Below are 26,711 nucleotides of genomic sequence, written 5' to 3'. Positions count from 1 at the left end.
CAGGGCCTACCGCCATTCCAGCACAGAGCGGAATAAGCACAGACCCATTGAACTTTAACGGACTGTTGGCCGGTGACTATACCATTACAGTGACCGACGATACCACCAACTGTACCGATACCGCTACCGTAACGGTAAGCGAGCCCGCTACGGCCATGGCACTTGCCTATGACCTTACCCCTTTGACCTGTGCCGCAGATGGTTCGGTGACCATTGAGGCAACAAACGGCTGGGGAGGATATTCCTATCAACTTACCGAACCGGATGCCAATATCCTGGGCCCACAGTCCGGTAACGTGTTCGGCGGACTCAACAAACTGGGAACCTATACCATTACAGTGACCGATGCAGGTGGATGTTCCGTGACCGATACCTTTGATATCTCAACACCAGTAAACCCAACAGCGAGCATAGATATAGCTTCCTCAACTTTGTGTTACACCTCAGGTGGACTAGCCACCGTAGTAGTGGATGCAACAGGAGGACAAGCTCCCTATTACTATAGTCTGAACTCAGGACCTACCCAAACTTCCGATACATTTGCAGATCTAACACCAGCCGTGTATGACTTTACGGTAACCGATAGCAATGGTTGTTCCGATACGGTCCAGTTCACCATTGAACCGGAACTAACCGCCAATGCTGTACTTACCAAGGACCTTGATTGTACAGGTAGCCCCAATGCAGAAATCAATGTAACGGTAAATGGGGGATATCCTGCATATACCTATGAAGTAGCTTATAACGGAGGAGCCTATACCCCTTACGCAGCAGGATTCCCGTATAGCACCCCCAATGCAGGTACTTATAGATTTAGGGTAACAGATGCACAAGGTTGTTTTACGGAAAGTAATACTGTTACCGTTACAGCGGCCAACAATCCAGTTATTACCAGCGTAACCCCAACACATGTTCTTTGTAATGGGGACAACACAGGCTCTTTGGACATTGTTGTGGATACCAGCGTGGGTGTTGCCCCGTATACCATTAATATTCTAGAAACAATTTCGGGAACGGACTACGGTAGCCAGACCAGCGGATTACCAGCAGGCGATTATCAGATTACACTAACAGATGATAAGGGCTGTTCCATAATTACTACGGAAACCATAACAGAACCAACTGCTATTAGTCCTAATATTACCCATACCAATTTATCCTGTTTAGCTTCCTCAAATGTAATGGGTACCATCACAGTAGACGCCAGCGGTGGCAATGCAACCTATATTTATGAAATAAACAAAAACGACTTTTCCTATACCGATTCCTATGATACCTCATCAGGAACCAATGACCATACCTTTACAGGACTTAATTTTGGGGATTATACCATTAGGGTAATAGACAGTAATGGTTGTGAAACAATATCCAATGTTACCATCACTACTGGTCCTGACGTCCTTATAACCACTTCACCTTTGGCTGGATGTGCTCCTGGAACCGGTGAAATGTTAGTGGAAGCTGCCGCCAGTAATGGAACCTTAGGAACGGGTACCTTCTATTTTGCTTTATATCCAGCTCCTGCATTTAATGCGGCGGATCCTGATTGGTTCCCAGAAGACCCCTTACCAGCACCAGATAATACACATAACTTTACCGGCCTAAACCCAGGTGTTACCTACACATTTGTAGTATACGATACCGATACCGGTTGTGAATATATACAGGAAGCTACCGTTCCTGTTACTACCAATTCTACATTGACTTCTACGGTGCATGGGACAACCAATGTTAGTTGTTTTGGCAGTGCGGACGGATCCGTTGAATTTACCTTTGACGGTTATGGCGGTACCCAAGTAGACTATGAACTATTTGTTACCTTTACTCATACCTCCGCTGGCATCTCGGGAAGTTCTACTGGCTTATCCGGTAGTGCAACCACCGAAACATTAAGTGGAATTGCACCTGGTGAATATTATATTCTATTTACAGAGGTAGACGGTACCAATGCAGGATGTATCAACGCCTCGGACCCCTTTGTAATTGAACAGTCCAACGCCTTATTAGAAATTACAGCCACCGCTACCAACGCCAATAGTTGTACCAACAATTCCGGTTCTATAACCGCTACGGCAAAATACGGTAAGGGTCCCTACCTTTTCCAATTGGAATTGGCTTCCGCAACTGCGCCTACCGTGGCAACATGGACCGGCACCAATACAACTGGGGTCTTTAATGCCAATGCCGAGGACTATATAGTCTATGTCAAGGATGCCAATAATTGTATACGCTTCACAGCCATCACCGTTGCAGAAGATCCTACTCCGGTAATTAGCTTAACCGTTCCTAATCAGTGTGCTACCACAGAAGGTAATTTTACCATACAGGTTACCTTGGACAACCCTGGTGTACAGCCTTATTTCCTAAGTTTGGACGGAGGCGCCTTCCAAACGGTAACTTTTTCCGGAGGAGCACCCAACACTTTTGATTTAACAGGACTAAGTTCTGGAAGCCATAGTGTAGAAATACGGGATTCCAATGGTTGTGGAAATTCGGAAAACATCGAAATCTATACACCAACATCTTTATCGGCCGAAGTAACGGTTACCCCATCCTGTGATGCCCTACTACAAGATGACGGGGAAATTAGATTAAAAGCTTATGGAGGTACCTTACTTAATTACAGATATGAACTTAGGGACACTTCGGACAATATCATTAGACCAAAGCAAATATCCGATACTTTTAGTGGTCTAACACCTGGTACCTATAGGGCCTACGTGTATGACAATGTGGCTACTGGATGTGATGCCTCTATAGATATTACCTTGGAAGTACCAACAGCTGTTGTTGCTGCCATAGGTGAGAAAAACGATATTAGTTGTAACGGTGCCAGTGATGGTTCTATAGTTGTAGACCTAGACCCAGGAATGGATAATCCACCCTATACATACCAACTTTTAAATGGTCTTGGTGGAATTATTCAGCTTATTCCTCAAAGTTCCAATACCTATACCGGATTAAGCCAAGGCGACTATATAGTAAGGGTTAGGTCGTTAAGACTATGTAAGATAGACCTTCCGTTTACCATAGACGAACCTAGTGTATTAGTGGCTAGTGCCACGGCAACCGATTTTGGCTGTGCTGCGGACAATTCCGTTTCGCAAGCCGTAATAACAGCAGCTGTCCCTACAACTGGAACCGCACCCTATATGTACAGTATTGATGGCGTAAACTTTGTAAGTTCCAATACCTTTAATATAAGTGATACTGGAGCTGTTCAAAACATAACGGTAACGGTAAGAGACGCCAACGGATGTACCGCTATTGATACCGTAACCCTAAACCCCTTGCCCACTATCACAGATGTGACCGTGTCACAACAGACACCTATTAGCTGTACCAATAACGAGCTGGCCAGGGTGAGCGTAACCGGTGGATCGGGAGACTTTACCTTTGAACTTTTACCAGGAGGTCCTTCCCATAGCTTGGTAAGCCAGACGTTCGACTTTACATTGACCGCAGCAGGGGATTATACCTTTAGGGTGACCGATAACGTAACAGGATGTTACTTTACCACGGCTCCCTATACCGTTGCCCCTTACGATCTTATAGAAGTAACGGCAACCGCCATTACACCGGTGAGCTGTTATGGGGATACCGACGGTGAACTGCAAATACAGGTCAACAACTACCTGGGCAATTATGACTACCAAGTATTTGATGCCAGTGGAAGCATCACAGCGGTAATCAGTTCCGATACCTCAGTGAACCCAAGAACCATTTCAGGTTTGCCAGCAGGAAATTTCTATGTTGTGCTAACGGCCACTGATATGCCATTCTGTGATGATACCACCAATACCGTTACCATAGCATCCCCGGCAGCGGACCTGGACCTTACAGTGACCAAGAACATTGAGGCCAACTGTAACATCGGTGCACAGGTGACCGTCACCGCAACAGGCGGTAACGGAGGGTATACCTATGCCTTCGTACAGGACGGAACTGCTCCGGTTCCAACAGACTATACTGCCAGTGCCAGTGCTGTACTGGACCCTGGCACCAACCTTAACTGGGACGTATGGGTGAAGGATGCAATGGACTGTACCCATATGATCGATGTGATCATTGTTGAAGATCCAATGCCGACGGTAAGCCTACCGGCCTATGCAGATGACCAGTGTAGCTCAATGGGAGACGAATATAACTTTACAGCTACCGCTACAGGTGTGGCACCTTTACAGTTCAGCATCGGAAACGGTTTCCAGACTAGCGGTACCTTTACAGTTTCCGAAGCAGGAACCTATACCGTAACGGTAAGGGACGCAAACGGTTGTACCATAACAGATACTATCGATATTCTGCCTCCATTGTCAGCATCGGCTGTGGCCACTGCACAACCATCATGTGCCGCAAACGACGGAGTGATCACCATTACCGCAAGTGGTGGGGCAGGTGCAGGAAATTACGAATACGATCTATTGGACGCTTCCAATAACAGTATGACAGGCGGCACCCGTCAGGCTTCCAACGTTTTCAACGGAATGGCCCCGGGCAACTATACCGCCATGGTCTACGATACATCCGGATCTGCCTGTGACGCACAAGTGCCAGTTTCCCTGGAAATGGCTACACCGGTGGTATTTACCTATAGCAAGGAAGATGTATCCTGTAACGGTGGGGCCGACGGTTCCATTGAAATTTTACTGGACGCCTCCAATGACAACCCGCCCTACACCTTTACATTGGACGACGGTACCAATCCACCAACAACGCAGAACAATACAATGTTCACAGGTTTGAGCCAAGGTACCTACAACATTACTGTGAATTCCGATAGAGGCTGCTCGGACATTCAGAGCATTACCATTGATGAACCAAACCCAGTGGATGTAACCGCTACAGCTACAAGTTTTGCCTGTAACGCAAATAACCAAGCCTCACAGGCAGTTATTACCGCTGTGGGAACAGAAGGCACGGCACCATATACCTACAGTATAGATGGAACAAACTTCTTTAGCTCCAATACATTTAATATTACCGACAACGGAACTGATAGAACTATTACGGTTACTATAAAAGATGATAATGGTTGTACCGATGTTACCACTGTAAATATTAGTACTATCAACACATTTACAGCCACCTTATCACAAGATACGGCCATATCATGTGCAGGACCGGAAGAAGTGACCATAACGGTAAATGACAATGGCGATAACTCCAATGTATATACCTATCAGTTGTTACCTGTTGGCAATACCAATGCCACCCAAACAGGTACACCTACCTATAATACGGCCACTTTTAATTTAACTGCCGTAGGTAGTTATACCTTTAGGGTAACCGATACAGCTACAGGATGTTATGTGGATACAGCTACCTATACGATTGCTCCTTATGATCTGATCAAAGTAAATGCTACGGCTATGAGCCCAGTAAGCTGTTATGGGGACAATAACGGTTCCTTACAAATAAGTGTTAGCGGCTATTCAGGACCCTATAGCTATACCGTGTATACCGATGCAGGGGTAGCCACAGCCATTAGTGGTACGGCCAATACCTCCACCAACCCTCTCACAATTACCGGATTAACAGGTGGTAATTATTATGTAAGGGTAACAGAAACCAATGCTCCAATATGTTCGGAAGATTCCAATACGGTGAGAATTGTTTCTCCGGATAGGGCATTAACAGCTGTTGTAGATCCAATTGCCAATGTTAGTTGTTCCAATGATCTAGGTGAAATACTGGTAGACCCTAGTGGAGGATACGCTCCTTACACTATTGTACTAACCAATACTACCACCTCTGAGGTATATAACGCCAGCGATGTGAACAGTATGGTATTTACCGGACTTTCTGCCGGAAACTACGATGTGGTCATTACTGATGCCAATGGCTGTATTCTTAACGATACGGAAAGCTTGGTTCAACCCACCCCAATATCGGCAGATATTACTCCATTATCCACCACCTTGAGCTGTTATGGCGATACCAATGGATCTATAAGTGCTATCAACATGAGCGGTGGAGAAGGCATATACCAATATCAACTAAACGTTTATGATCCTACGGCAACGGTGATTACCTATACCTCAGGTGGACAAACAAGTCCTGTATTCAACAATCTTGGGGCAGGTATCTACAGTATAACCGTATCCGATGGTTGGGGATGTGACATTGAAACCGTACAGGCCATTATAAACGATCCTGCTGAAGTTTATGCCTCTTTGGTTAGAACTAGTCCACTAAGCTGTGAAAACGACGCAGAATTGGAGTTAACGGCCTACGGAGGAACCGGACCCTATGAATACAGTGAAGACGGTATAAACTACCTTCCAATGAGCGGTGGCAATACCCATACCTTTAGCGTAACCGCAGGTACCTACCGCTATTACGTACAGGATTCCTTTGGTTGTAAATCCATTTTATCCAACGAAATAAAAGAGGATGCTATTGAGCCATTGGATGTAGCAATCGATACCTCGGCCGCAATAATCAACTGTAACGGCGATAATACGGCGATAATCACTGCCAAGGCAGATGGAGGCTTGGGCAACTATCGTTATGAGCTCTTTACCGATGCGGCACTGACCACAAGTATTGCAGGACCACAGGTATCAGGAACCTTTAACAACCTCAACGTTGGTAACTATTATATTAGAGTTACAAGTGATGATTGTGTACTGGTTTCCAACGAAATACAGATAACGAAACCAGCGCCATTGGTTGTAGATGATTCCTATACCAATGTATCCTGTAATGGCGCCTATGACGGTAGTATTACCGTTTCTTTAAGTGGTGGTTCTGGTGGGTATCAATATGCCATATCACCTAATCTGGACAAATTTGATACCGTTAATACCTTTACGGACCTAGCGCCTGGAGACTATACCATCATAGCACAGGATGTAAACGGTTGTTTTGAACTACTGAGATATACCATTTTGGAACCCGCACTGATAGAAGTCTTGCCAACTACCACTCCGGAAATTTGTATTGGTAGTGAAGATGGATCGGTTTCCTTATCCATAAGTGGGGGAACAGCGCCTTACAGCACAAGTATCAATTCTACATCAGATGCCGACTTTGTTCAGGACAGAACACAGTTCAGCGGTTTGGCCGCCGGTACATATGCAGTATTTGTACGGGATGCCCAAGGTTGTATGACCAACCTTGCCGTTACCATTGAGCCAGGAGTTATTCTAAACGCTACCGTTACGCCTATCTATGAATGTACAGCTGCCACCCCGGACAATTACTTGGATGTTGTATTGGAAGATCCCAACGTATCCCAGGATGTAATGTATGCCTTGGATTCTACTGATCCAAATGATATGGTACTGGAGCCTAATTTTTCCAATATGTCAGCAGGAAGCCATTACCTTGCCATTGCACATGCCAACGGTTGTGTAATGACCATAGATTTTGAAATAGAAGACTTTGAACCCTTGGTTCTAACTTTGGAACAAAATAATCTTAACGAAATAACGGCAGTAGCCAATGGAGGCCAATCAGAATATACCTACTATTTTGAAGATAAGGATAATGGTGATGACAATACCCATTATATTAAAGAGACCGGAACCTATACCGTAAGGGTAGTGGATGCCAATGGTTGTGAAGCTACGGCCGAAATATTCATGGAATTTATAGACATTGAAATCCCCAATTTCTTTACCCCGGATGGCGACGGCCGAAACGATTTCTGGCAACCGAAAAATCAGGAAGCCTTCCCAAAGATACTAACTATAATTTTTGACCGTTATGGTAGGGAGGTTTACAGAATGGGACTAAATGATAAAGGCTGGGATGGTATTTACCATAATACAGAATTGCCCACAGGAGATTATTGGTATGTGATAAAATTAAAAGGAGAAGACGACGACAGGGAATTTGTTGGACACTTTACCCTTTACAGATAAAGAATTTAACCAAATATAAAATGCGCAGTAAACTATTCACCTTTGTGTTGCTATTAAGTACCCTGCTATCCAATGCTCAGGAGCTTAATTCGCCACAGCTATCACAGTATTTGGCAGACAATCCCTTTGTGCTCTCCCCTACCTATGCAGGTATTGGCGATCACGTAAAGATTAGACTTAACGGATTGGCACAATGGGTGGGAATCAAGGATGCGCCCAGGACCCAATCTTTGGCCGCAGACATGAGACTCGGTGAAAAATCGGGAGTTGGATTGTTTTTATACAACGATTCCAATGGATATACCAAACAACAAGGTGCACGAATTTCCTTTGCGCACCATTTAACTTTGAATCGCTATGAAGACGAGTTTTTATCATTTGGGATCTCTTATAACTTTAATCAATTTAGGCTGGACGTAGAGGAATTTATGGATGCCGGTTTTGACCCTGGCGTTACCGATGACCGCTCTACCTCCAACCACAATTTTGACGTAGGTTTACTGTATAGAAAAAATTCATTCTATTTTAGTGTAAACGCCTCCAACCTCATCAACAAGGATGTTTATATTTTTGATCCTATTTATGAACCCAATAAACTGAGGAACTTCTATGTCTATACTGGATATCGATACAAAAAATCCAGAAATAGCAATATGGAAATAGAACCCTCCATACTCTATAAAATTTTTGAAAGTGATGGGAGATCGGAAGCCGATTTAAACCTTAAATTTAGATGGTATGATTTTGAAGATTATTACTACGCAGGAGTCACCTACCGTTTTCTAAACGATCAGATAGGAAGACCTCTTTACATAGCGCCCTTGGCCGGACTTAAAAAAAGCAATTTCTACTTTGGATATTCCTATCAGATTATTCTAAACGAAATTCTTGGATATAGTACCGGAACCCATGTAGTTACTATAGGAGTAGACCTATTTCAAGGGATAAGTAATTGTAGATGTACCTACTAATCCATAAAATCCATAAATTTTCCTTCTTTGCCGCCAGATTAAATTAATTTTGTATAAAAATTATTTAGCAGTGGGAAAAGTTAAGGTCAACACCATAAAAGTATATGCACATCACGGTTGTCTAAAAGAAGAGACCATTATTGGCTGCGATTACCATGTAGATGTAGTAGTAGATGCCGATTTAAAGAAAGCCTCCCTATCGGATGAACTTTCGGAGACAGTAGATTATGTACATGTAAATCACATCGTTAAAGAAGAGATGGCCATTCCGTCCAAACTCTTGGAACATGTGGTCCAGCGCATTATAAACAGATTATTTGCCGAAATATCCCTGGCAAAAAAAGTTAAGGTTGCGGTATCTAAACTAAACCCTCCCATAGGCGGCGATGTAAAAGAAGTTACCGTAATACTTAAATCCAAAAGATAGTCGTTTTAGTTTTTGAAACATAAAAAAAGTATTACCTTTGCACTGAAAATAGGGCATTGTGGCCGAGTGGCTAGGCAGAGCTCTGCAAAAGCTTGTACAGCGGTTCGAATCCGCTCGATGCCTCAAAAACCTTCATCATAATTGGTGAAGGTTTTTTTTGTACCCATAGGAAAAGATCATCCTATGAAAGAATTAACAAAAAAAAGAAAACCCTACTCTCTAATAAGTTCCAATCCCTTTTCTATATTTAGTTGGTCCTTGGGGAGAAATCCCTTTATAATCAAGACCAATCCACAAATAAGAAGAATAACTCCCAGGCCTTTCTTAACCAATAGTATACGTCTTTTAGTTAGCTTTTTTCTCAATTGTTTGGCCAACAATATTTTAAAAATATCGGTTACAAAATAGGCTCCGATCATGGCAGAAAAGAAAATAATAAGTCGGTTGGGATCACTGTCCAAACTAGGCCCCACCACTATTATAATACCCAGCCAAAAAACTAGTACGCCTATATTTATAAAATTCAATAGGAACCCTTTGATAAACAAACTTAAGTAACCGCCTTTGGTAATCCTTATTTTCTTTTCTTGTACCAGGCTTTCCTTTTTAAAAACGTTGGTGAGTCCGTAGATCAATAAAATAGTACCTCCAAAAACGTAGAGACCTGGGTGATTACTTAGGTTTTCCAACAATTGAAAACTACTAAAATAAGCTAGTGATATAAATATAACATCGGCAACGATAACACCTAAATCAAAACACAGTGCTGCTCTAAACCCTTTAATTGCACTGGTTTCAAGAAGTACAAAAAAAACAGGGCCGATCATAAAGCTTAATAAAAAGCCCAAAGGAATTGCTGCCTGTACGTCTTCCATCATAAAAATTAAGCCTTACATTCTGATAATTTTACCGCCAAAAACTGTCTTCTCCTCCATCTTGGTAGGATTGCCATAGACCAAAACCTCACCTCCTGCCTTTACAGCCGCTTTCACGTAATCCGTGGCAAAAACCTCTGCCCTAGATCCGGCATTTACATTTACCGTGCTAAATTTTGTCTTAAAATCCTTTCCTTTATACACCCCACCAGTATTGATCTGGACATCCTGATTCTTAGATAGTCCAGTAGCGGAAATAACCCCTCCAGTAACACTCTTTATAAGCATTTGCTCCACCTCAGCATTAATAATCAATTCTCCACCTTCTTGGGCTTTTAGCTCCAAAACATCCTGTTTTATAGGTTCCTTGGATGATATTCTGGCATCCTCATTGGTGTCTATTATAACAAGTTTCTCTGTATAGTACAAATCAACAAAAGTTCTGTATCCACTAAAGAGTTTATTTATTTCCATACGTATCTTTAGCACACCGTCGTTATTAACAATAGCCACATTACTGGTGTTGGCCCCAGTGATCACTGCCTTATTTACATCAGATTTAATAAGATTTACAGAAAGTCCGTCAAAAGCCTTTACTTCCTTAAAAACTTTTAAATTCTGTGTAACCTTTTCATTTTGAGACCTTATGGAATGGGTACCAATAAGAAACAAGAGCATTATTATTAATTTTTGTTCCATCTTGTTAGATCTATAGTTTAAAAGCTCCAATACCATAACCAAATTTTTGTTTTCTGAAGTATGGCCTATTCCCCAACTTCCATACATACCCATATATCTATGCAGCGTCTGTATAAAAACAAAAACTTACTCATTTTTCCCCAATAGGGAAAAATCCAAATGCCTTTTTATTAAATCTGTACTTTTTACCATGACTACCACCTCATCTCCCAACTGATAGGTTTTATTGGTTTTTTCACCAACAATGGCGTATTCCTTCTCATCAAAGGTATAATAATCATCCTTTATATCTCTAATACGTACCATGCCTTCACATTTGTTCTCCACAATCTCTACATAGAGGCCCCATTCCGTTACTCCGGAAATAACACCAACAAACTCCCTATCCTGATGGTCTTCCATAAACTTTATCTGCATGTACTTAATGGAATCCCGTTCCGCATTGGCCGCCAAACTTTCCATATCCGAGGAATGTTTGCATTTCTCCTCATATAATTCAGCCTTTGGGGATTGGCCCCCATCCAAATAATGCTGTAACAGCCTATGTACCATTACATCTGGATACCTTCTAATTGGAGAGGTAAAATGCGTATAATAATCAAAGGCCAATCCATAATGCCCTATGTTATCCACGGTATAAATAGCCTTGCTCATACTTCTTATAGCCAAGGTATCTACTAAATTTTGTTCTTTTTTACCTTTTACATCCTCCAAAAGCTGATTTAAGGAATTACTAATAGATTTTTTGTCCTTAAAATTAAGCTTATGACCAAAACGCGATATAATAGTGTTCAGGGCCATTAGTTTGTCCTCATCCGGATCGTCATGAACCCTATATACAAATGTCTTTACCGGTTTTTGCTTGCCTATAAAATGGGCTACCTTTCGGTTGGCCAACAACATAAATTCCTCTATAAGTTTATTGGCATCCTTGGACTCTTTAAAATAAACCCCTTCAGGTTCCATTTTTTCATTTAGATTAAAGCGTACTTCTATTTTATCAAAAGAAATAGCCCCTTCTTTCATGCGTTCTTCACGCATAATCTTGGCCAATCTATCCATGGTCAAGGTTGCATCTACTACCTCCTTGTCTACGGTATAACCATTTTCCCTAATAGAAATTTCCTTGGGAATATCACCTTTGGTTGTTTCTATTATATGCTGTGCCTCCTCATAGGCAAATCGCTCGTTCGAATTAATTACTGTTCGTCCAAACCATTCTTTTTTAATGACCGCATTATCATCTATTTCAAAAATGGCGGAAAAGGTATATTTTTCTTCGTTAGGCCTAAGTGAGCAGGCATTATTACTTAAAACCTCAGGTAACATTGGCACCACCCTATCTACCAAATAAACCGATGTGGCCCTATCATAGGCTTCATCATCCAAAATAGTATCGGGAAGTAGGTAATGTGACACGTCTGCAATATGGATCCCTATTTCATAATTGCCATTTTCCAACACCTTAAAGGATAGGGCATCATCAAAATCCTTGGCATCCTTGGGATCTATGGTAAAGGTCAAGGTTTCCCTTAAATCCCTTCTTTTTGCAATTTCCTCTTCCTTTATACTGGTATCCAACTTATTGGCATACATCTCTACCTCCACTGGAAACTCGTAGGGTAAGCCATATTGGGCCAAAATAGAGTGTATTTCGGTATTGTGCTCTCCTGGTTTTCCCAAAACCTGGATAATAGATCCATAGGGCGAATCTGCTTTTTCCGGCCAATCGTTGATTTCAACCATTACCTTATCCCCATCCTCTGCAGTTGATATTTTGTTTTTAGGTACAAAAATATCGGTATACATTCGGTAATCGGTGGGTCTCACAAATGCAAAATCCTTTTGCATATCAACAATACCTACAAAGGTGTTTTTGTTTCGGGACACAACCTTGGTAATCTCCCCTTCCAACTTTTTACCTTTTCTTCTTGGAAATATATATACTTCCACTATGTCATTATGAAAAGCCTTCTTTAGTTTGTTAAATGGTACAAATACATCATCTTCCATACCTTCCACTACAATATAGGCATTGCCCCTTCCTGTAATATCCACCTTTCCTGTATGATAGGTCTTGGTAGAAACTATGGCCTTGTAGGAGCCTCTTTCTTCTTCCAAAATTCTTTTCTTTTCCTTCAACTCTACCAATCTCTTAATAAGACTATTTCTTTCATTGGCATCCGTTACACCAATCTTAGCTGCTATTTGTTTATAGTTAAAGGATTTTTCCGGTTCTTTTTCAAGAACAGTAAATATACCTTTGGTAATTTCGTTTCTTCTTTGATTGTTACTTCTTTTTTTCTTTCTCGACATTAACTCTTTTATTTTTGGAAAATTACGAATTATAATCCATTGTACTTCATTTCCAATTTTAAGTTTACTTCTTGATCAATGGATGTTGTTATCAACATTTATAATATATATTCTTTTTCTTTTTTTAAAATTTAAAATTAAATGGTGGTTATTATAGCTTGTTAATAGTGGAAATAAAAATATGCCAATATGTTTGTTTTTTTGTGGGGAAGAAGTTTATTGACAATTTATATTGGAGGTAGGGTTTATAAATCAATAACTTAATGAGGTTATTAATAATTGTTGATAACCCTTATAAACATGAATTTATTGAAAAGTTAATGTTACCGCAATGTTAATTACTTCTAGTTTCTATTTAATATCTTTCTATTACAAACTAAAAAGTAAATTATTGATTCACGATATCATTTTGTAAAGAAAAATTCCGGTGGATATTCAAAATTTAATCTTTACTTTTTTTGAATAGTTTGTTAACAATAAACAACAATTATTAAAGTACTAAATAACAATGGTTTTGCGTTTTTTTAAAAATTATGTTGTTAACAACCTATATTCTGTGGTGAAACGGTAGGTATTTGTACATTTGCTATTATATGTTCACCTAGTTGGGGTAGCAAATTGTTTTCTTTATTTTATTAAACTAACCAAATACAATGAAAATAGCTATAGGCAACGATCATGCAGGTACAGAGTACAAACTTGCTATTATCGGTTTGTTAAAATCGATGGATATTGAGGTCATTAACCATGGTACCGATGGTAACGATAGTGTTGATTATGCCGATTTTATCCATCCAGTAGCCAGTGATGTGGGAGCCGATAAGGCTGATCTGGGAATAATTATTTGCGGCAGTGGTAACGGGGCTTGTATGACAGCCAATAAACATCAAAAAATAAGGGCATCACTGTGTTGGACTACCGAAATTGTTAAATTGGCCAAGGAACACAATGATGCCAATATATTAAGTTTGCCAGCTAGGTTTATTTCCCTGTCCCAGGCCTTGGAAATGGTCAAGGTATTTATAGATACTCCTTTTGAAGGGGGTAGACATGAAAGAAGAATAGAAAAAATTCCTTGTAAATAACAAAGGATTTAAGCTATTTACTAAATTATCATTAGATGTCTCTAGTACTGTATTTCCCATTTACATCAAAGGGTTTATTTTCCAATTATGAATGGGAGTAGCTACTTTTTACGGATACCTAGTTTAATATTTAGTAAATAGGTCAGCAGGTTTAGAAGGGGTTTAAAGTTATGGATATTAGGATAAAAACATTTCAGGAACTGGAGACAATGGAACTTTACAATATACTTCAGTTAAGAAGTGAGGTTTTTGTTGTGGAGCAGAATTGTGTCTATCAGGATTTGGATGGTAAAGATAAATTGGCCTTTCATGTTATAGGCAGTAAAAACGACAGGGTAGTGGCCTATACCCGTGTTTTTAAACCAGGGGACTATTTTAAGGAAGCCAGTATAGGCAGGGTAGTAGTACTAAATACAGAACGGCATTTTGGTTATGGCCTAGATATCATGAAGGCTTCTATCCAATTTATAAAAACCACTTTTGGTGAAGTGCCTATTCATCTTTCTGCCCAAAAATACCTTATAAAATTTTATTCCTCCATAGGTTTTGCAGCCATAGGTGAGGAGTATTTGGAAGATGGTATTCCACATATTGGTATGAAAATGAACTAGATAGGGCCTAAAAAAAAAACGAGCTGATTATGCAGCTCTAAAACAATTGGATATTTCTTGTTTTGTTTAAATTTTAATAGGTGTCTTGTCACTTAGATTAATGTCTTCCAACATATTGTCCGTAAACTTATAATGACCTTTGGTTGTGATAATTCTAAAACGATTGGAATTCATTCGGCTCAGGGTATCCAAAAACAACCATTTTGATTTTAGCAATAATGGTCTTTCGGATTTAAGACTAATTTCAAAATAGTACTTTTTACCATTTTTAAGAGCCACAATATCAGGGGTAATTTTAGTATCACTACCTTTTTTCAAATAAGATTTTGGACAATCATAACCGTCGATATCCGCCTTAATTTTTTCAAAACCGTGCGCTTCCAAATGGGTGATGGACTTTTTAATAAACTCCTCGTTTGCTGTTTTTTCAATTTTTATCATAATCGTAAATTAGTTAAAAAATCGACAAAATGCAAATTTATACGCTGATTAACAGTTGTTTAAGTGTAATTTAACAAAAAATATCCTATAATCAATATTGTTCTATTCCCTTTAATATTTTCTGCGAAGTCCTATCATGAACTTAGGCAGTTATAATAAAAGGAGTGAAGGTGAAGAATACATTCTTAAATTCTCAATAGCCTTTTTGCCCATTAGCTTTCCTAGCTTCCATATTAACCTACTGCTTATGTTCTATAAATATTGGTGGGTAAGTGGGGACAATCCTTTATTTTTTATAATTTTCCATTTTCCAAAATGTAAAAAATAAGATCATTTTAAAAATCATTGCATGAATAGATATATAAAGGCAGGAAGTTTATTTTTGAGTTTGGGATTCGTTATTTTAACTTCCTGTGAACCCAAGAAAGGACCGGATAAAAATATTCCAAAATTACTTTTGGAAGAGACCAAACAAGAATTTGTTCCGGATAAAAGGGTGGCTCTACTAGATTTGGAAATTGAAAAGCGGGCCGGAAAAATTATTGTTAAAGGGGAATCCAATCTGCCCAAAGCAGTTGCTGCTTTTAAGGAGCGTATGGCCGATGAGAATATTGTTTTTATTGATAGTATTCAACTATTACCATCAGCGGAATTAAATGGTTTTACACAAGGTCTTATAACCTTATCCGTGGCCAATTTAAGATCTAAACCGGCCCATTCCTCGGAATTGGTAACCCAGGCTACCTTGGGAACCCCGGTTACCATATATAAGGAAGAGAATAATTGGTACTTGATACAAACCCCTGATCGCTATTTATCATGGGTAGATGGGGGAGGTATAACGCCTATATCTGAAAAGAAATATAAGGAATGGAAGGCTACCCAAAAAGTTATTTATACCCAAACCATAGGACATGCCTACACACAACCCAACAAGGACTCCCAAGTAGTTTCGGATATGGTTGCCGGAGGTGTTTTGGAATTTTTGGGAGAGGAAAAAGAGTTTTATAAGATTAGTTTTCCAGACGGTAGGCAGGCATTTGTGCATAAAGGGGAGTCCCAGGATTATGACAATTGGTTGGCGGCTTTGCAACCTAGTCGGGAATCTTTGATATCTACTGCCAAAACCTTAATGGGAGTGCCCTATCTATGGGGAGGAACTTCTACCAAGGGGGTAGATTGTAGTGGATTTACCAAAACTATCTATTTTTTAAACGGAATTGTTCTCCCCCGTGATGCTTCCCAACAAGTACATACTGGAAAGCAGGTAGATGAGGTAAAGGAATTTAATAAATTAGTTCCAGGAGATTTGTTGTTTTTTGGTAGGCCTGCTACCGAAACTAGTAAGGAACGCGTAGTCCACGTGGGGATGTGGATAGGAAATAATGAATTTATACATTCTGCGGGACGGGTACATATAAGCAGTGTGGACAAAAATGCCGATAATTTTGACGAATATAATTTTAATAGGTATTTGCGTGCCAACCGTTACCTACATGAACCTATGGACGGACTGATAGAACTCGCAAAAAACCCGGTTTTTAAAGATTAATACCGGTATTATTTAAGATTAACAGACAAAATATAATTGTCCGCGGTCATATAGAGTTTTGTTTCATCATTGTTAAAAGCACAGTTGGCGGTAGCTTGGCCTGTATGAATTCTGGCCAAGGGTTTTCCACTTGGATCTATAATCCATATTCCGCCAGGACCGGATGCAAATATTATTCCCTGTTGGTTAACCTTTAATCCGTCAGGTAGTCCCTGTTGTCCTTTCTTTCCTATAAGTTGGGTCACATCAAGGAAGCGTTCTTTTTGTGTTAGCTTTCCGGGTTCTAAAATGGTGTATTGGTACCAAGCGGCCTGTACCGGATCGGAATTGGCAACATATAACTTGCTTTCATCGGGCGATAACCCAATGCCATTGGGACGGCTAAGGCTATCCAATACCAGCAATTCCCCGCTAGTCAATAAGCAATAAATACCTTGAAATGAAAGTTCCTTGTTAGGATCATTCATTTTACCCGGTAGTCCATAAGGGGGATCGGTAAAATACAGATTACCATCTTTGTCCAGTACGCCATCATTGGGACTATTAAATCTTTTTCCCTTATAAGAGGATACCAATGCCTTAAAATCTGGTGTTGGTGCATCCAAGGGGGCATTCATTTTGGCTATTTGCCTATTTCCATGCTGCATCAAGATCAACTCACCTTGTTTATTTAATAGAAGTCCGTTAGATCCGGGCTCATCCCCTTTAAAATCCTTGCCAGAAAATCCTGAGGGATACAAATAGGTAGTGGTATCATTATGCCTGTCCAATTTATAAATTTTATTGCGGGGTATGTCCGAAAACAACAAATATTGGCCTTGTCGTATCCAGAGCGGTCCTTCGGTCCACTCAAAGCCGCTTGCCAATACCTCAATTTCAGAATTTGGGTCGATAATTTTCTGTGCTGTATCGTCCAATATTTCGATGGAAAAATTAGTGACCAGATCCACTTTGTTTACTGTTTTCTTATCGGAATCCTTACATGCCCCTAGTAAAAGAGCAGTGCCTATAAACGCGTAAATAATATTTTTCATTTTATACCAATATTTTGGAAAGAATGGTGATTATAATCATGGAAGTTACACCAAAAACAAACGTTCCTGCAGATTGTATTTGATATCCTTGTTTAACATTCATTCCTGTTAGCTGGGTAAGTACCCAAAAAAAGCTGTCGTTTACGTGCGAAACTACAGAGGCACCCGCACCAATAGATAAAACGGTCAAGGTAGCCATCAAAGGATCGCTTAGGCCCAAAGGACCCATCAATGGAGCTATAATAGAGGCGGTGGTGACAAGAGCTACCGTGGAGGATCCTTGGGTAGTTTTAAGGCAGGCGGCCAATAAAAAAGGAAGAAATAGCCCCAATTGCATGCCGGTAAATTCTGAGGTGATGGTATCGGCAATTCCCGAATTTTGTAACATTCTTCCAAAAATACCTCCTGCACCGGTGATAAAAATAATGGGGGCGGCTTCCCGTAAGGACTCTCCAAACCAGCCCGTGGCAGAGAATATTTTTTCATCCAACTTTTTGGGCAGCACCAAGGACAGTAGAACACCAACCAAAAGAGCTATGACCGGAGTTCCCAAAAAGGATATTAAGCTTTTAAAAATAGAGGGCTCAAAGGTAAATTCCGGGTAATCCATAATAGATTTACAGACTATCAATAAAATAGGGATTACAATGGCCAGAAGGGATTTCCATAGGGCCGGCTTTTCATGTTTGGTAACTACTGTCTCCAATTCTATGGGCAGGTCTATACGGGAGGCTATTTTAGTGGCAAAGAAATAGCAGGCTATCAAGGAAATACTACTTATTAGTATTCCATAGATCATGACACTCCCTAAATCTGCTCCCAAAATCCCTGCTGCTGCAATGGGTCCCGGGGTAGGTGGCACCATGGTATGCGAAGCGGTTAATCCCAAGGCCAATGCAGCCGTGGTACCCGCAAAGGACACGCCTGCCTTTTTGGAAAGTACCTTGTTCAATGGATTCATAATTAACAGGGCACTGTCGGCAAATACGGGAACAGAAAGGATGTATCCCGTAATCAACATGGCTAAATGGATAGATTTGGATCCAATGACTGCCAGTATCTTGGAAGCGATGACAAAGGCTCCGCCCGATTTTTCCAAAACCTTTCCAATGGTAACCCCAAAGAGAATAATGAGTCCTATTTTCCCCATAATATCACCAAATCCGTTATTTACGGCATTGATGATGGTCTCTATGTCCATACCCGTCATAAATCCGTAGGCAAGAGCAGAAAAGAGAAGTACAAAAAAAGGATGGACCTTAATTTTGATAATGCCCACAATAAGTAGGGCCAGAGATAGTAGTAAGGCTATTAGGTATGTCATGGTTTATTTTTGGTTGTGGTGGTTATTATATGTTATTTACCATTCGGTAAAATTTCCGTCCTTGCCCCGCCATATTGGATTGGCCCAATTATGACCAATTTTCTGGCCCTCCCTTAACTTTTCTTCATTCATTTCTACTCCCAGTCCAGGTTTTTGAAAAAGATCGATATAGCCGTCCTTAATATCAAATATTTCAGGGTTTAAGACGTAATCCAGCAAATCAAAACCCTGGTTATAATGGATACCAATACTGTTTTCTTGAATTACGGCATTGGCCGATACAAAGTCTACATGTAGGGCAGAAGCCAAGGATATAGGGCCAAGCGGACAATGCGGTGCAAGGGCCACGTCGTAGGCTTCGGCCATGGTGGCTATTCGCCTTACCTCAGAAATGCCACCGGCGTGACTCAGATCGGGTTGGATAATGTCTACTACTCCATCTGCCAAGATCTTTTTAAAATCCCATCTAGAAAACATGCGTTCCCCAGTAGCTATAGGGATACTGGTGTAACTATAAATGTGTTGTAAGGCATCGTTATTTTCACTAAGTACCGGTTCTTCCAAAAACATAGGCTCATAAGGGGCAAGCTCATCTATTAGTCGCTTTACCATTCCCTTGTGTACACGACCGTGAAAATCCAACCCAATATCCAGGCTGTTTCCAAATTCTTCCCGCAGCAATCCAATGTTTCTGGACACTTTTTTTATATCCTGCAAAGAAGAAATCCAATCCATACCCCCGGTAGCATTCATTTTTACCGCTTGGAAACCTGCTTTTACCTTTTCATGTGCCTGTTCCAAAACTACTTCGGGATTATCGCCGCCTATCCAGCAGTACATCTTCATTTTGTCCCGTACGGCCCCTCCCAATAAATCGTGCACCGGCACACCAAGATGTTTACCTTTAATATCCCACAAGGCCTGATCTATACCTGAAATAGCACTCATAAGTATGGGACCTCCGCGATAAAATCCACCGCGATGGAGTATTTGCCAAATATCTTCAATATTTCTGGCAGATTTACCTATAAGATATTGTTTCAATTCCTTTACGCAGGCCGCTACGGTATCGGCTTTTCCTTCAACAACGGGTTCTCCCCATCCAACAATCCCTTCTTTGGTGGTTATCTTAACAAAAAGCCATCTTGGAGGTACCTTAAAAAGTTCAATTTTTTCAATGATCAGTGGGTCTTTCATAATGGTTTTAAAAGTTTTATAAATTGGTTGGCCCTATTTACCGTTTCTTCAAAATCGGTCTTGGTTTTTATGGGTTTGGCAAGACTTCCACCTACTCCCACACCCAAGGCGCCTGCGTTTAGCCATTCTTGGGCGTTGTTGGTGTTTATTCCTCCAACGGCGAAGAAGTTTACCGTTTTAAAAGGACCTTTAATGGTTTTTAAATAATCTAACCCCAGTGGTCCTGCCGGAAACAACTTAATGATATCGGCTCCAGCCTCCACGGCTTCCGTTATTTCAGTAGGTGTCATGGCACCCATAAGTACAGGGATGTTATGCTCGTGGGCCAATTGGATTACCTCTATCTTGGTATTGGGCGTTACCAAAAATTGTGCCCCGGATGCTATGGCTTTTTTTGCTATTTCTATATTGGTAACCGTTCCGGCACCAACTATGGTGTTTGGATGATTATTTCTGGCCTTCATTATCCCGTCCAAGTATCCTGGGGTATTGGAGGTGATTTCCAATACCTTTACTCCGCCCGTTACTAGGGTCCTTACCACTTGATCTATTTCATCCTTATTTTGCAACCTGATAATGGCAACCAGTTTTTGCTTTAGTATTTGGTTAAGGATTTTTGTTTTTTCCATTGTATTTTATATACAGGGCATTGCCCCGTGATTAAGTAAATTATATCTCTTTAAAGGGAATTTATAGCCTTGATGACTGCTTTTGGGCCGTTTTGGAATAATATCATTGGATTTCCAGGAATGCATATAGTACCTGTGGGAAGGGTTCATTATTTTCAACAACAGGTATGGGGACAACTGCAGGGTGATACCTCCAAAATCTATAGGGTCCATAGGATACTATTTTGCATAAGTAAGGGTATTTGCTTTTGACTTGGCCAAAAGGGGTTTAACTTTTTAAATATAGGGATTAGATTTCATTCTTGAAACGGTTATCCGATGTAAAAGAATGGTTTACAGCATAATTGTCTGCCCCGTTTTAAAAGATTCGTCGGCTGCCAAAACAATTTTTAGACTGTTTATGGCGTCAGTTAAATGGGAGCTTAGGTCCTTATTGTTACGTATGGCATCCAACAAAAATTCTTGTTCCAACTTACAGAGGGCGTCATGATCCGGTTCATCCTCCGTTTTGATAAAATCATCTTTTTTAACAAATTCCCCTTCCTTGTTTATTTCGCTATGGTGTAACTGCAAACAGCCTGTTTTGGTATGTCCTTCAATATTTTGGGAATCGGCCTCAATTTTGTCCGAGATGGAAACCGATCCCTTTGGTCCAATAACATCTTTTATAAAGACAGCCGTTTCACTCATCATTGGGCCCCATCCCGCTTCGTACCAACCTACGGATCCATCCTTGAAACTTACCTGCAATTGACCATAATTGTACATTTTGGGATCTATTTCTTCGCTAAGATTGGCTCCAATGGCACTAACGCTAATTGGTGCGGATTGGGTCATAAGGCACATGATATCTACATAGTGTACCCCACAATCCACAATAGGGGACATAGATCTCATTAACTGTTTGTGCGTGTACCATTTATCCCCGGAACTTTGTTGGTTTAGGTTCATACGCATTACTAGGGGTTTGCCAAGGGTTTGTGCTACCTCAACGAACTTGGTCCATGAAGGATGTACCCTTAAAATATATCCTACAACCATTTTTCTATTTCTGGACAGGGCCAATTCTACCAATTCCTGGGCCTCATTTACGGTGAGGGCCAGTGGTTTCTCAACAAAAACATGGGCACCGGCCAATAAACTCTTTCTAACGTAGTCTGCATGGGTATCCGGATAGGTGTTTATGGAAACCACTTGGGGTTTGGTTTTTTCCAGGGCAGCCTCAAAACTTGCATAGGTAGGCAGCCCTCCCAATTCCTGCGACAATTTTTCCCTGCTTTCGGGTTTACGGCTCACCAGTCCTACAATTTCAAAATCTTTCAGTTGATGATAGGCCCTGGCATGGGAAATACCCATATTACCACATCCTACTACCAGTGTTTTAAGTTTTTCCATTTTTTTTATTTTAATATTTTTCCTTCTATTGTTGCCATGGCAAAAGCCATTATATGTTTTATTTTTCTATTATATTATTCTCGCATGCAATTACCAAATATTGTTGTCCATCCAACTTTACGTCCAACCGCGGTAGCGTAGGACCATACTTTTTGGGGCCTAGTTGAAATACGGGGGTATTTTGTGAACAAGTAGCGTATTGCTTGCCATCCGGACAACCTAAATAATAGCTCCAACTTGTAAGGGGACTGAGGTGTTTTTTTTTGGGTAAGATAAAGACAACCCATTAAACCAATTGTCGCCAAAAGTAGGAGCGAGGCATGTTTAATGGGTTGCAGTATCATAAAAAGCGATTTTATCGCTTAAATTAATTAATTTTTAATGAACAATGCTGCTATTTTTATAGGTGTTCTGTTCCTTTTAGGTCAAAAAAATTAATTAGGGTGCTTAAGGTAGCATAAGCTGTATAGAAAAATATATATTTCTTTTTTTCGGAAATACTATAGGTCTTCCATGGTTTTATTTAGTGTGGGAACAATAAGTTTGCTTAGTTCTTCGTACCCCTTTTTGGTGTAGTGAACATCATCATCACCTATACCGTGTTTTTTGTGGATGGTTTTGGACTTTTTATAGATATCGTTTACCAAAACTCCATTTTTTTTCATGACCAATTTGGCAGCTGCATTGTATTTGGGTACATCTTTAGTGAATCTACCGGCTTCCTTTTTAGGTACATAGGTGGTGGTAACAAATACTATTTTGGCAGCGGTATTGGCCTTTATGGTATTTACCAGTTCTTCTAAATTTTTAGTATAGGTTTCCAAATCATAGGTTATGGTGCCGTTTACCTTATCCCGGTTGCCATAAATCTTGGAATCGGCATGTCTGTAGCACAGATCCCATAATCCCCAATTAATTTGAATAATATCCCAGTCTTCCTCTCCTATCCAATCCTTTATTTTTTTTATCCCGGTTCCGGTGTGTTGTGCATTTCCCGGATTGTGTTTTACAATTGCCTTTGAGGCCAAGGCTTCTTTTACCTTAGGAAAATATCCAATGGAAATAGAGTCGCCTATAATCAATATTTTAGGTTCCTTTGGTTTATAGCCTGTGCAAAGTATGATACTTATGGCCAATAGGAAATAGAATTTTCTCTTCATGAATTTTGATGTTTTTTTTTTGGGAATGAAAATTAAATAAAAATTTTAGAACGAATTCAGGTACCATTTAAAAAGTCCCAACTTTTAGGGTAATGGCAAAAATGAGCCCTTATATTGCCCAATGCCTTATGGGCAGAGGGCTAGCAAAGAAGCAATATCAAAAGTTATCCTAGGATTTGTGGGAAAGGATTTGTCTATATGTGGTAGTGGTATTTACGGGGATTGCTTGGGTATTTGTATTAATTTATGAATGTCTATAAAAATCACTACATTGTTGTTGCCAAATAATCAACCAATTACATCATGACAAACCAAACCAACAACCTCAGTAAGAGGTTATTTTCACTTGACGTATTTCGAGGATTAACCATGTTTTTACTAATTGCGGAGGCCGCAGGCTTTCATAGCAGCTTTGGGGAATACACGGAAAACAACGTTTACCTACACCCCTTGGCCGAACAATTGCACCACCACCCTTGGAACGGCTTGCGTTTTTGGGATTTGATTCAACCTTTTTTTATGTTCATTGTTGGGGTGGCCATGCCTTTTTCACTTAGAAAGCGGCTATCATTGGGCAGTAGGAAAGAGGCTACCGCACATATAATAAAAAGGTGTTTTTTACTATTTTGTTTTGGGGTATTGCTGCACTGTGTTTACAATCATGCTTTGGTATGGGAATTGTGGAATGTATTGGTACAATTGGGCTTTACGATACTTATTGCCTATGCTATAATGAACCTTCCCCATCGTACCCAAATTTTGATCTGTGTAGGGTTGCTTTTACTCACCGAGATTCTGTATAGGGCCTATAACCCACAAGACCCCTATAACCAAGGTAATACCTTTGGATCATGGGTAGATATGTTGGTGATGGGAAAAATTAATGGGGGTGGATGGGTTTTTATAAATTTCCTGCCTACGGCGGTTCATACCATAATGGGGGTACTATGCGGACAGCTATTACTTTCAAAAATACCGGCAAGGGAGAAACTAAAACCTATCCTGGTGTGGGGAGCCGTATTATTGGTATTGGGATACGGACAAGACCTTTCTGGAATTACCCCTATCATTAAAAGAATAGCTACCACATCCTTTACCTTGGCCTCTGGAGGATGGGCCTTATTGGCACTGGCTTTGTTTTATTGGTGGATTGATATCAAAAACCACCAAAATGGCTGGTGGAAGATATTTTCGGTCGTAGGAACCAATTCAATTTTTATTTATTTGTTTGCCGAAACAGTGGGTGCCCAATGGTTTAGGGGATTTGGCCTAATATTTACCAAAGGTATCTTGGCCCCTTTAGGGGTACAGGAAGGCTTAATAACGGTGATTAATTCTTTGTTTGTTCTCTTTATGTTTTGGTATATAACCTACTTCTTGGATAAAAAGAAAGTCTATTTTAAGATATAGGGCACATAAGGCTTACAATGTCTACCTTATTCTAAAATACCCTTATACTTGGATTCATCCTTTAATAATCCTGTGGCGGTCATAATGGCCTCGTCATTTTGCAGATGATAGTCATATAGTCCTTCCCTGTAGAAGAACCGCTTAAGAATTTCATCTTCCAAATTTTTCAGGATCTCATTTTTATACTTGTCCAAGGCCATCAATTTACTTTTGTCCATTTCCAGCAATAGGTTTTTATATTGGTCTTTAACTGTATTGCCGTATAGACTGCTATCCTCACCGGACATGGCTTCCTTGAGTGCTTTTTCGGCTTTGGTCTCAAAGTTGAAGTCACTTTTGGATACGAAATTTTTAAAGGAATTATAATCGGAATCACTTAGGCTGAATTCCGATACACTTTCTACCTTGTTGTCATAGTAAAATTGGGTGGCGTAGTCAAAAATGACCTGATCCGAAAGCAGGGCTTTGGTAAGGGTATTTGTTTTGGCCGAGGCTATTTCAATATCCGGTAGCACGCCACCACCGTCTTGCACCTTTCTTCCGTTTCGGGTAGTGAAATCTTTAAAACGGGTGTTTCTCACTGCATTTCCGTTTTCATCCCTGTTCCAATAGTCCAGGGATTGGATACATCTTCCCGATGCTGTGTAATATCTGGAAATGGTAACCTTTAATTGGGTGCCATAGGTAAGTTTCAGAGGCCGCTGTACCAGGCCTTTGCCAAAACTTCTTGCCCCTACAATAACGGCACGGTCCAAATCTTGAAGACTACCAGAGACAATTTCACTGGCCGATGCACTTCTGCCGTTGACCAATACAACTAATGGAATTTGGGTATCTACCGGCTGTTTGCTGGTCTTGTATTCCCTATTGAATTTTTTGACCTTGGATTTGGTAGTAACTACTAATTCGCCTTTGGGAATAAAGAGATTGGTTACGTTAATGGCCTCGCTCAACAACCCACCTGGGTTATCCCTAAGGTCCAATATAATTTTTGTGGCCCCCTCATTTTTTAGATCAATTAGGGCTTCCTTGGTCTGCTCCGTGGCTTTTTTATTAAATTTTGCCAGGACAATATAACCCGTATTGTCATTGATCATTTTATAGTAGGGTACTGCATCTACTTCAATAGATTCCCTAATTACAGTGGTGGATTTGGTCTCACCCTGTCTGGTATAGGTAATGTCTACACTGGTGTTGTTGGCACCTTTTAGCAGCTCGTTGGCATCCTCCTTAATATCGGTAATACTTATATCGCCTATTTTGATAATTTGGTCCCCGGCCTTTAGTCCTGCCTTGTCCGCCGGATAGCCTTGGTAGGGTTCAACAATCACTATTTTATCTTCATAGGTCTTCACCATTGCACCAATACCGGAGTATTCCCCTGCGTTGTTTATTTTAAACGACTCCACATCCTGTTCGTTCAAGTATTTTGTATAGGGGTCCAGTTCCTCAAGCATGTTCTTAATGGCGGTATCCATTAATTCTGCCGGGTTGGTTTCGTCCACATAGTTCATATTCAACTCTTTGAACAAGGTGGTAAAGATTTCGATCTGTTTGGCAATTTCAAAAAAATCGCCCCTAAAACTACTCCCGGCGATCAGTAAGACAAGGGCTAGAATTGGTAGCAAAACCCTTTTTTTAAATATCTTTTTCATCTGTATGTTATATTTTTTATCTGTCGGATAAATCCACTATTAAACTCCATATAACCACTGCA

At 40.4% G+C, this 26,711-nt stretch carries 19 protein-coding genes and 1 tRNA gene; 8 read left to right on the top strand and 12 right to left on the bottom strand.

Annotation, left to right across the window (positions count from 1 at the left end; all coding sequences use genetic code 11):
* Nucleotides 1–47 precede the first annotated feature (47 nt).
* The 4 genes from EHW67_RS06650 to EHW67_RS06635 all read left to right on the top strand — a co-directional run bounded on the left by EHW67_RS06650 (nt 48) and on the right by EHW67_RS06635 (nt 9,389).
* Nucleotides 48–7,868, top strand: coding sequence for a T9SS type B sorting domain-containing protein (locus EHW67_RS06650; protein WP_126161569.1), 7,821 nt, complete (start codon nt 48–50; stop codon nt 7,866–7,868).
* 20 nt (nt 7,869–7,888) lie between these two features.
* The gene (locus EHW67_RS06645) at nt 7,889–8,839 is read left to right on the top strand and encodes a PorP/SprF family type IX secretion system membrane protein (RefSeq protein WP_126161568.1); all 951 of its coding nucleotides are present in this window, start codon (nt 7,889–7,891) and stop codon (nt 8,837–8,839) included.
* Between the two features lie 70 nt (nt 8,840–8,909).
* Nucleotides 8,910–9,266, top strand: a complete 357-nt coding sequence (gene folB / locus EHW67_RS06640; protein WP_126161567.1) for a dihydroneopterin aldolase — start codon at nt 8,910–8,912, stop codon at nt 9,264–9,266.
* Between the two features lie 52 nt (nt 9,267–9,318).
* A tRNA-Cys gene (locus EHW67_RS06635) sits at nt 9,319–9,389 on the top strand.
* Between the two features lie 89 nt (nt 9,390–9,478).
* Here the strand turns inward: EHW67_RS06635 and EHW67_RS06630 are convergent.
* The 3 genes from EHW67_RS06630 to rnr form a co-directional block, all read right to left on the bottom strand.
* Nucleotides 9,479–10,144, bottom strand: a complete 666-nt coding sequence (locus EHW67_RS06630) for a LysE family translocator (protein ID WP_126161566.1) — start codon at nt 10,142–10,144, stop codon at nt 9,479–9,481.
* A gap of 12 nt (nt 10,145–10,156) precedes the next feature.
* Entirely contained in the window at nt 10,157–10,840 is a 684-nt protein-coding gene (locus EHW67_RS06625) for a head GIN domain-containing protein (RefSeq protein ID WP_126161565.1), read from the bottom strand.
* Nucleotides 10,841–10,966: 126 nt separating this feature from the next.
* Nucleotides 10,967–13,156, bottom strand: coding sequence for a ribonuclease R (gene rnr / locus EHW67_RS06620; RefSeq protein ID WP_126161564.1), 2,190 nt, complete (start codon nt 13,154–13,156; stop codon nt 10,967–10,969).
* A gap of 653 nt (nt 13,157–13,809) precedes the next feature.
* Between rnr and EHW67_RS06615 the strand changes: the two genes are divergently transcribed.
* Nucleotides 13,810–14,241 (top strand): RpiB/LacA/LacB family sugar-phosphate isomerase, encoded by a 432-nt coding sequence (locus EHW67_RS06615; protein ID WP_126161563.1) that lies wholly within the window; start codon nt 13,810–13,812, stop codon nt 14,239–14,241.
* A gap of 170 nt (nt 14,242–14,411) precedes the next feature.
* On the top strand, nt 14,412–14,852 hold the full coding sequence (locus tag EHW67_RS06610; RefSeq protein ID WP_126161562.1) for a GNAT family N-acetyltransferase: 441 nt from the start codon (nt 14,412–14,414) through the stop codon (nt 14,850–14,852).
* Nucleotides 14,853–14,918: 66 nt separating this feature from the next.
* Here EHW67_RS06610 and EHW67_RS06605 read toward each other — a convergent pair whose 3' ends face one another.
* On the bottom strand, nt 14,919–15,293 hold the full coding sequence (locus EHW67_RS06605; protein WP_126161561.1) for a hypothetical protein: 375 nt from the start codon (nt 15,291–15,293) through the stop codon (nt 14,919–14,921).
* A 349-nt stretch (nt 15,294–15,642) separates the two neighbouring features.
* Here EHW67_RS06605 and EHW67_RS06600 point away from each other — a divergent pair, with 349 nt between their 5' ends.
* A complete protein-coding gene (locus EHW67_RS06600; RefSeq protein WP_126161560.1) occupies nt 15,643–16,845 on the top strand; it encodes a C40 family peptidase in 1,203 nt (400 codons plus the stop codon).
* Nucleotides 16,846–16,853: 8 nt separating this feature from the next.
* On the opposite strand, the gene EHW67_RS06595 is transcribed toward EHW67_RS06600, so the two are convergent.
* The 7 genes from EHW67_RS06595 to EHW67_RS06565 all read right to left on the bottom strand — a co-directional run bounded on the left by EHW67_RS06595 (nt 16,854) and on the right by EHW67_RS06565 (nt 23,584).
* Nucleotides 16,854–17,879: an SMP-30/gluconolactonase/LRE family protein gene (locus EHW67_RS06595; RefSeq protein ID WP_126161559.1), complete on the bottom strand. Its 1,026-nt coding sequence runs from the start codon at nt 17,877–17,879 to the stop codon at nt 16,854–16,856.
* A gap of 1 nt (nt 17,880) precedes the next feature.
* A complete protein-coding gene (locus tag EHW67_RS06590; protein ID WP_126161558.1) occupies nt 17,881–19,203 on the bottom strand; it encodes a GntP family permease in 1,323 nt (440 codons plus the stop codon).
* 36 nt (nt 19,204–19,239) lie between these two features.
* Nucleotides 19,240–20,400: a galactonate dehydratase gene (gene dgoD / locus EHW67_RS06585; RefSeq protein ID WP_126161557.1), complete on the bottom strand. Its 1,161-nt coding sequence runs from the start codon at nt 20,398–20,400 to the stop codon at nt 19,240–19,242.
* Nucleotides 20,397–21,029 (bottom strand): bifunctional 4-hydroxy-2-oxoglutarate aldolase/2-dehydro-3-deoxy-phosphogluconate aldolase, encoded by a 633-nt coding sequence (locus tag EHW67_RS06580; protein WP_126161556.1) that lies wholly within the window; start codon nt 21,027–21,029, stop codon nt 20,397–20,399. The genes dgoD and EHW67_RS06580 overlap by 4 nt, the downstream gene beginning before the upstream one ends.
* Nucleotides 21,030–21,035: 6 nt before the next feature.
* Entirely contained in the window at nt 21,036–21,242 is a 207-nt protein-coding gene (locus tag EHW67_RS06575; protein ID WP_126161555.1) for a hypothetical protein, read from the bottom strand.
* Nucleotides 21,243–21,362: 120 nt separating this feature from the next.
* Entirely contained in the window at nt 21,363–22,424 is a 1,062-nt protein-coding gene (locus tag EHW67_RS06570) for a Gfo/Idh/MocA family protein (protein ID WP_126161554.1), read from the bottom strand.
* Nucleotides 22,425–22,924: 500 nt separating this feature from the next.
* Nucleotides 22,925–23,584 (bottom strand): SGNH/GDSL hydrolase family protein, encoded by a 660-nt coding sequence (locus EHW67_RS06565; RefSeq protein ID WP_126161553.1) that lies wholly within the window; start codon nt 23,582–23,584, stop codon nt 22,925–22,927.
* 303 nt (nt 23,585–23,887) lie between these two features.
* Here EHW67_RS06565 and EHW67_RS06560 point away from each other — a divergent pair, with 303 nt between their 5' ends.
* Nucleotides 23,888–24,994: an acyltransferase family protein gene (locus EHW67_RS06560; RefSeq protein ID WP_126161552.1), complete on the top strand. Its 1,107-nt coding sequence runs from the start codon at nt 23,888–23,890 to the stop codon at nt 24,992–24,994.
* 26 nt (nt 24,995–25,020) lie between these two features.
* Here the strand turns inward: EHW67_RS06560 and EHW67_RS06555 are convergent, their stop codons facing one another.
* Entirely contained in the window at nt 25,021–26,649 is a 1,629-nt protein-coding gene (locus tag EHW67_RS06555) for a S41 family peptidase (protein WP_126161551.1), read from the bottom strand.
* Between the last annotated feature and the right edge of the window lie 62 nt (nt 26,650–26,711).

This window comes from Arenibacter aquaticus (assembly GCF_003957295.1).
Classification (GTDB): Bacteria; Bacteroidota; Bacteroidia; order Flavobacteriales; family Flavobacteriaceae; genus Arenibacter; species Arenibacter aquaticus.
Note: the sequence above shows the minus strand (reverse complement) of the source record. Positions and strands in the feature narration are given on the sequence as shown.

What these genes read in the sequence shown, in the direction of transcription:
- EHW67_RS06645 (WP_126161568.1), top strand. Translation starts at nt 7,889, where the DNA reads ATGCGCAGTAAACTATTCACCTTTGTGTTGCTATTAAGTACCCTGCTA.
- EHW67_RS06630 (WP_126161566.1), bottom strand. Translation starts at nt 10,144, where the DNA reads ATGATGGAAGACGTACAGGCAGCAATTCCTTTGGGCTTTTTATTAAGC.
- EHW67_RS06625 (WP_126161565.1), bottom strand. Translation starts at nt 10,840, where the DNA reads ATGGAACAAAAATTAATAATAATGCTCTTGTTTCTTATTGGTACCCAT.
- rnr (WP_126161564.1), bottom strand. Translation starts at nt 13,156, where the DNA reads ATGTCGAGAAAGAAAAAAAGAAGTAACAATCAAAGAAGAAACGAAATT.
- EHW67_RS06615 (WP_126161563.1), top strand. Translation starts at nt 13,810, where the DNA reads ATGAAAATAGCTATAGGCAACGATCATGCAGGTACAGAGTACAAACTT.
- EHW67_RS06610 (WP_126161562.1), top strand. Translation starts at nt 14,412, where the DNA reads ATGGATATTAGGATAAAAACATTTCAGGAACTGGAGACAATGGAACTT.
- EHW67_RS06605 (WP_126161561.1), bottom strand. Translation starts at nt 15,293, where the DNA reads ATGATAAAAATTGAAAAAACAGCAAACGAGGAGTTTATTAAAAAGTCC.
- EHW67_RS06600 (WP_126161560.1), top strand. Translation starts at nt 15,643, where the DNA reads ATGAATAGATATATAAAGGCAGGAAGTTTATTTTTGAGTTTGGGATTC.
- EHW67_RS06595 (WP_126161559.1), bottom strand. Translation starts at nt 17,879, where the DNA reads ATGAAAAATATTATTTACGCGTTTATAGGCACTGCTCTTTTACTAGGG.
- EHW67_RS06590 (WP_126161558.1), bottom strand. Translation starts at nt 19,203, where the DNA reads ATGACATACCTAATAGCCTTACTACTATCTCTGGCCCTACTTATTGTG.
- dgoD (WP_126161557.1), bottom strand. Translation starts at nt 20,400, where the DNA reads ATGAAAGACCCACTGATCATTGAAAAAATTGAACTTTTTAAGGTACCT.
- EHW67_RS06580 (WP_126161556.1), bottom strand. Translation starts at nt 21,029, where the DNA reads ATGGAAAAAACAAAAATCCTTAACCAAATACTAAAGCAAAAACTGGTT.
- EHW67_RS06575 (WP_126161555.1), bottom strand. Translation starts at nt 21,242, where the DNA reads ATGGACCCTATAGATTTTGGAGGTATCACCCTGCAGTTGTCCCCATAC.
- EHW67_RS06570 (WP_126161554.1), bottom strand. Translation starts at nt 22,424, where the DNA reads ATGGAAAAACTTAAAACACTGGTAGTAGGATGTGGTAATATGGGTATT.
- EHW67_RS06565 (WP_126161553.1), bottom strand. Translation starts at nt 23,584, where the DNA reads ATGAAGAGAAAATTCTATTTCCTATTGGCCATAAGTATCATACTTTGC.
- EHW67_RS06560 (WP_126161552.1), top strand. Translation starts at nt 23,888, where the DNA reads ATGACAAACCAAACCAACAACCTCAGTAAGAGGTTATTTTCACTTGAC.
- EHW67_RS06555 (WP_126161551.1), bottom strand. Translation starts at nt 26,649, where the DNA reads ATGAAAAAGATATTTAAAAAAAGGGTTTTGCTACCAATTCTAGCCCTT.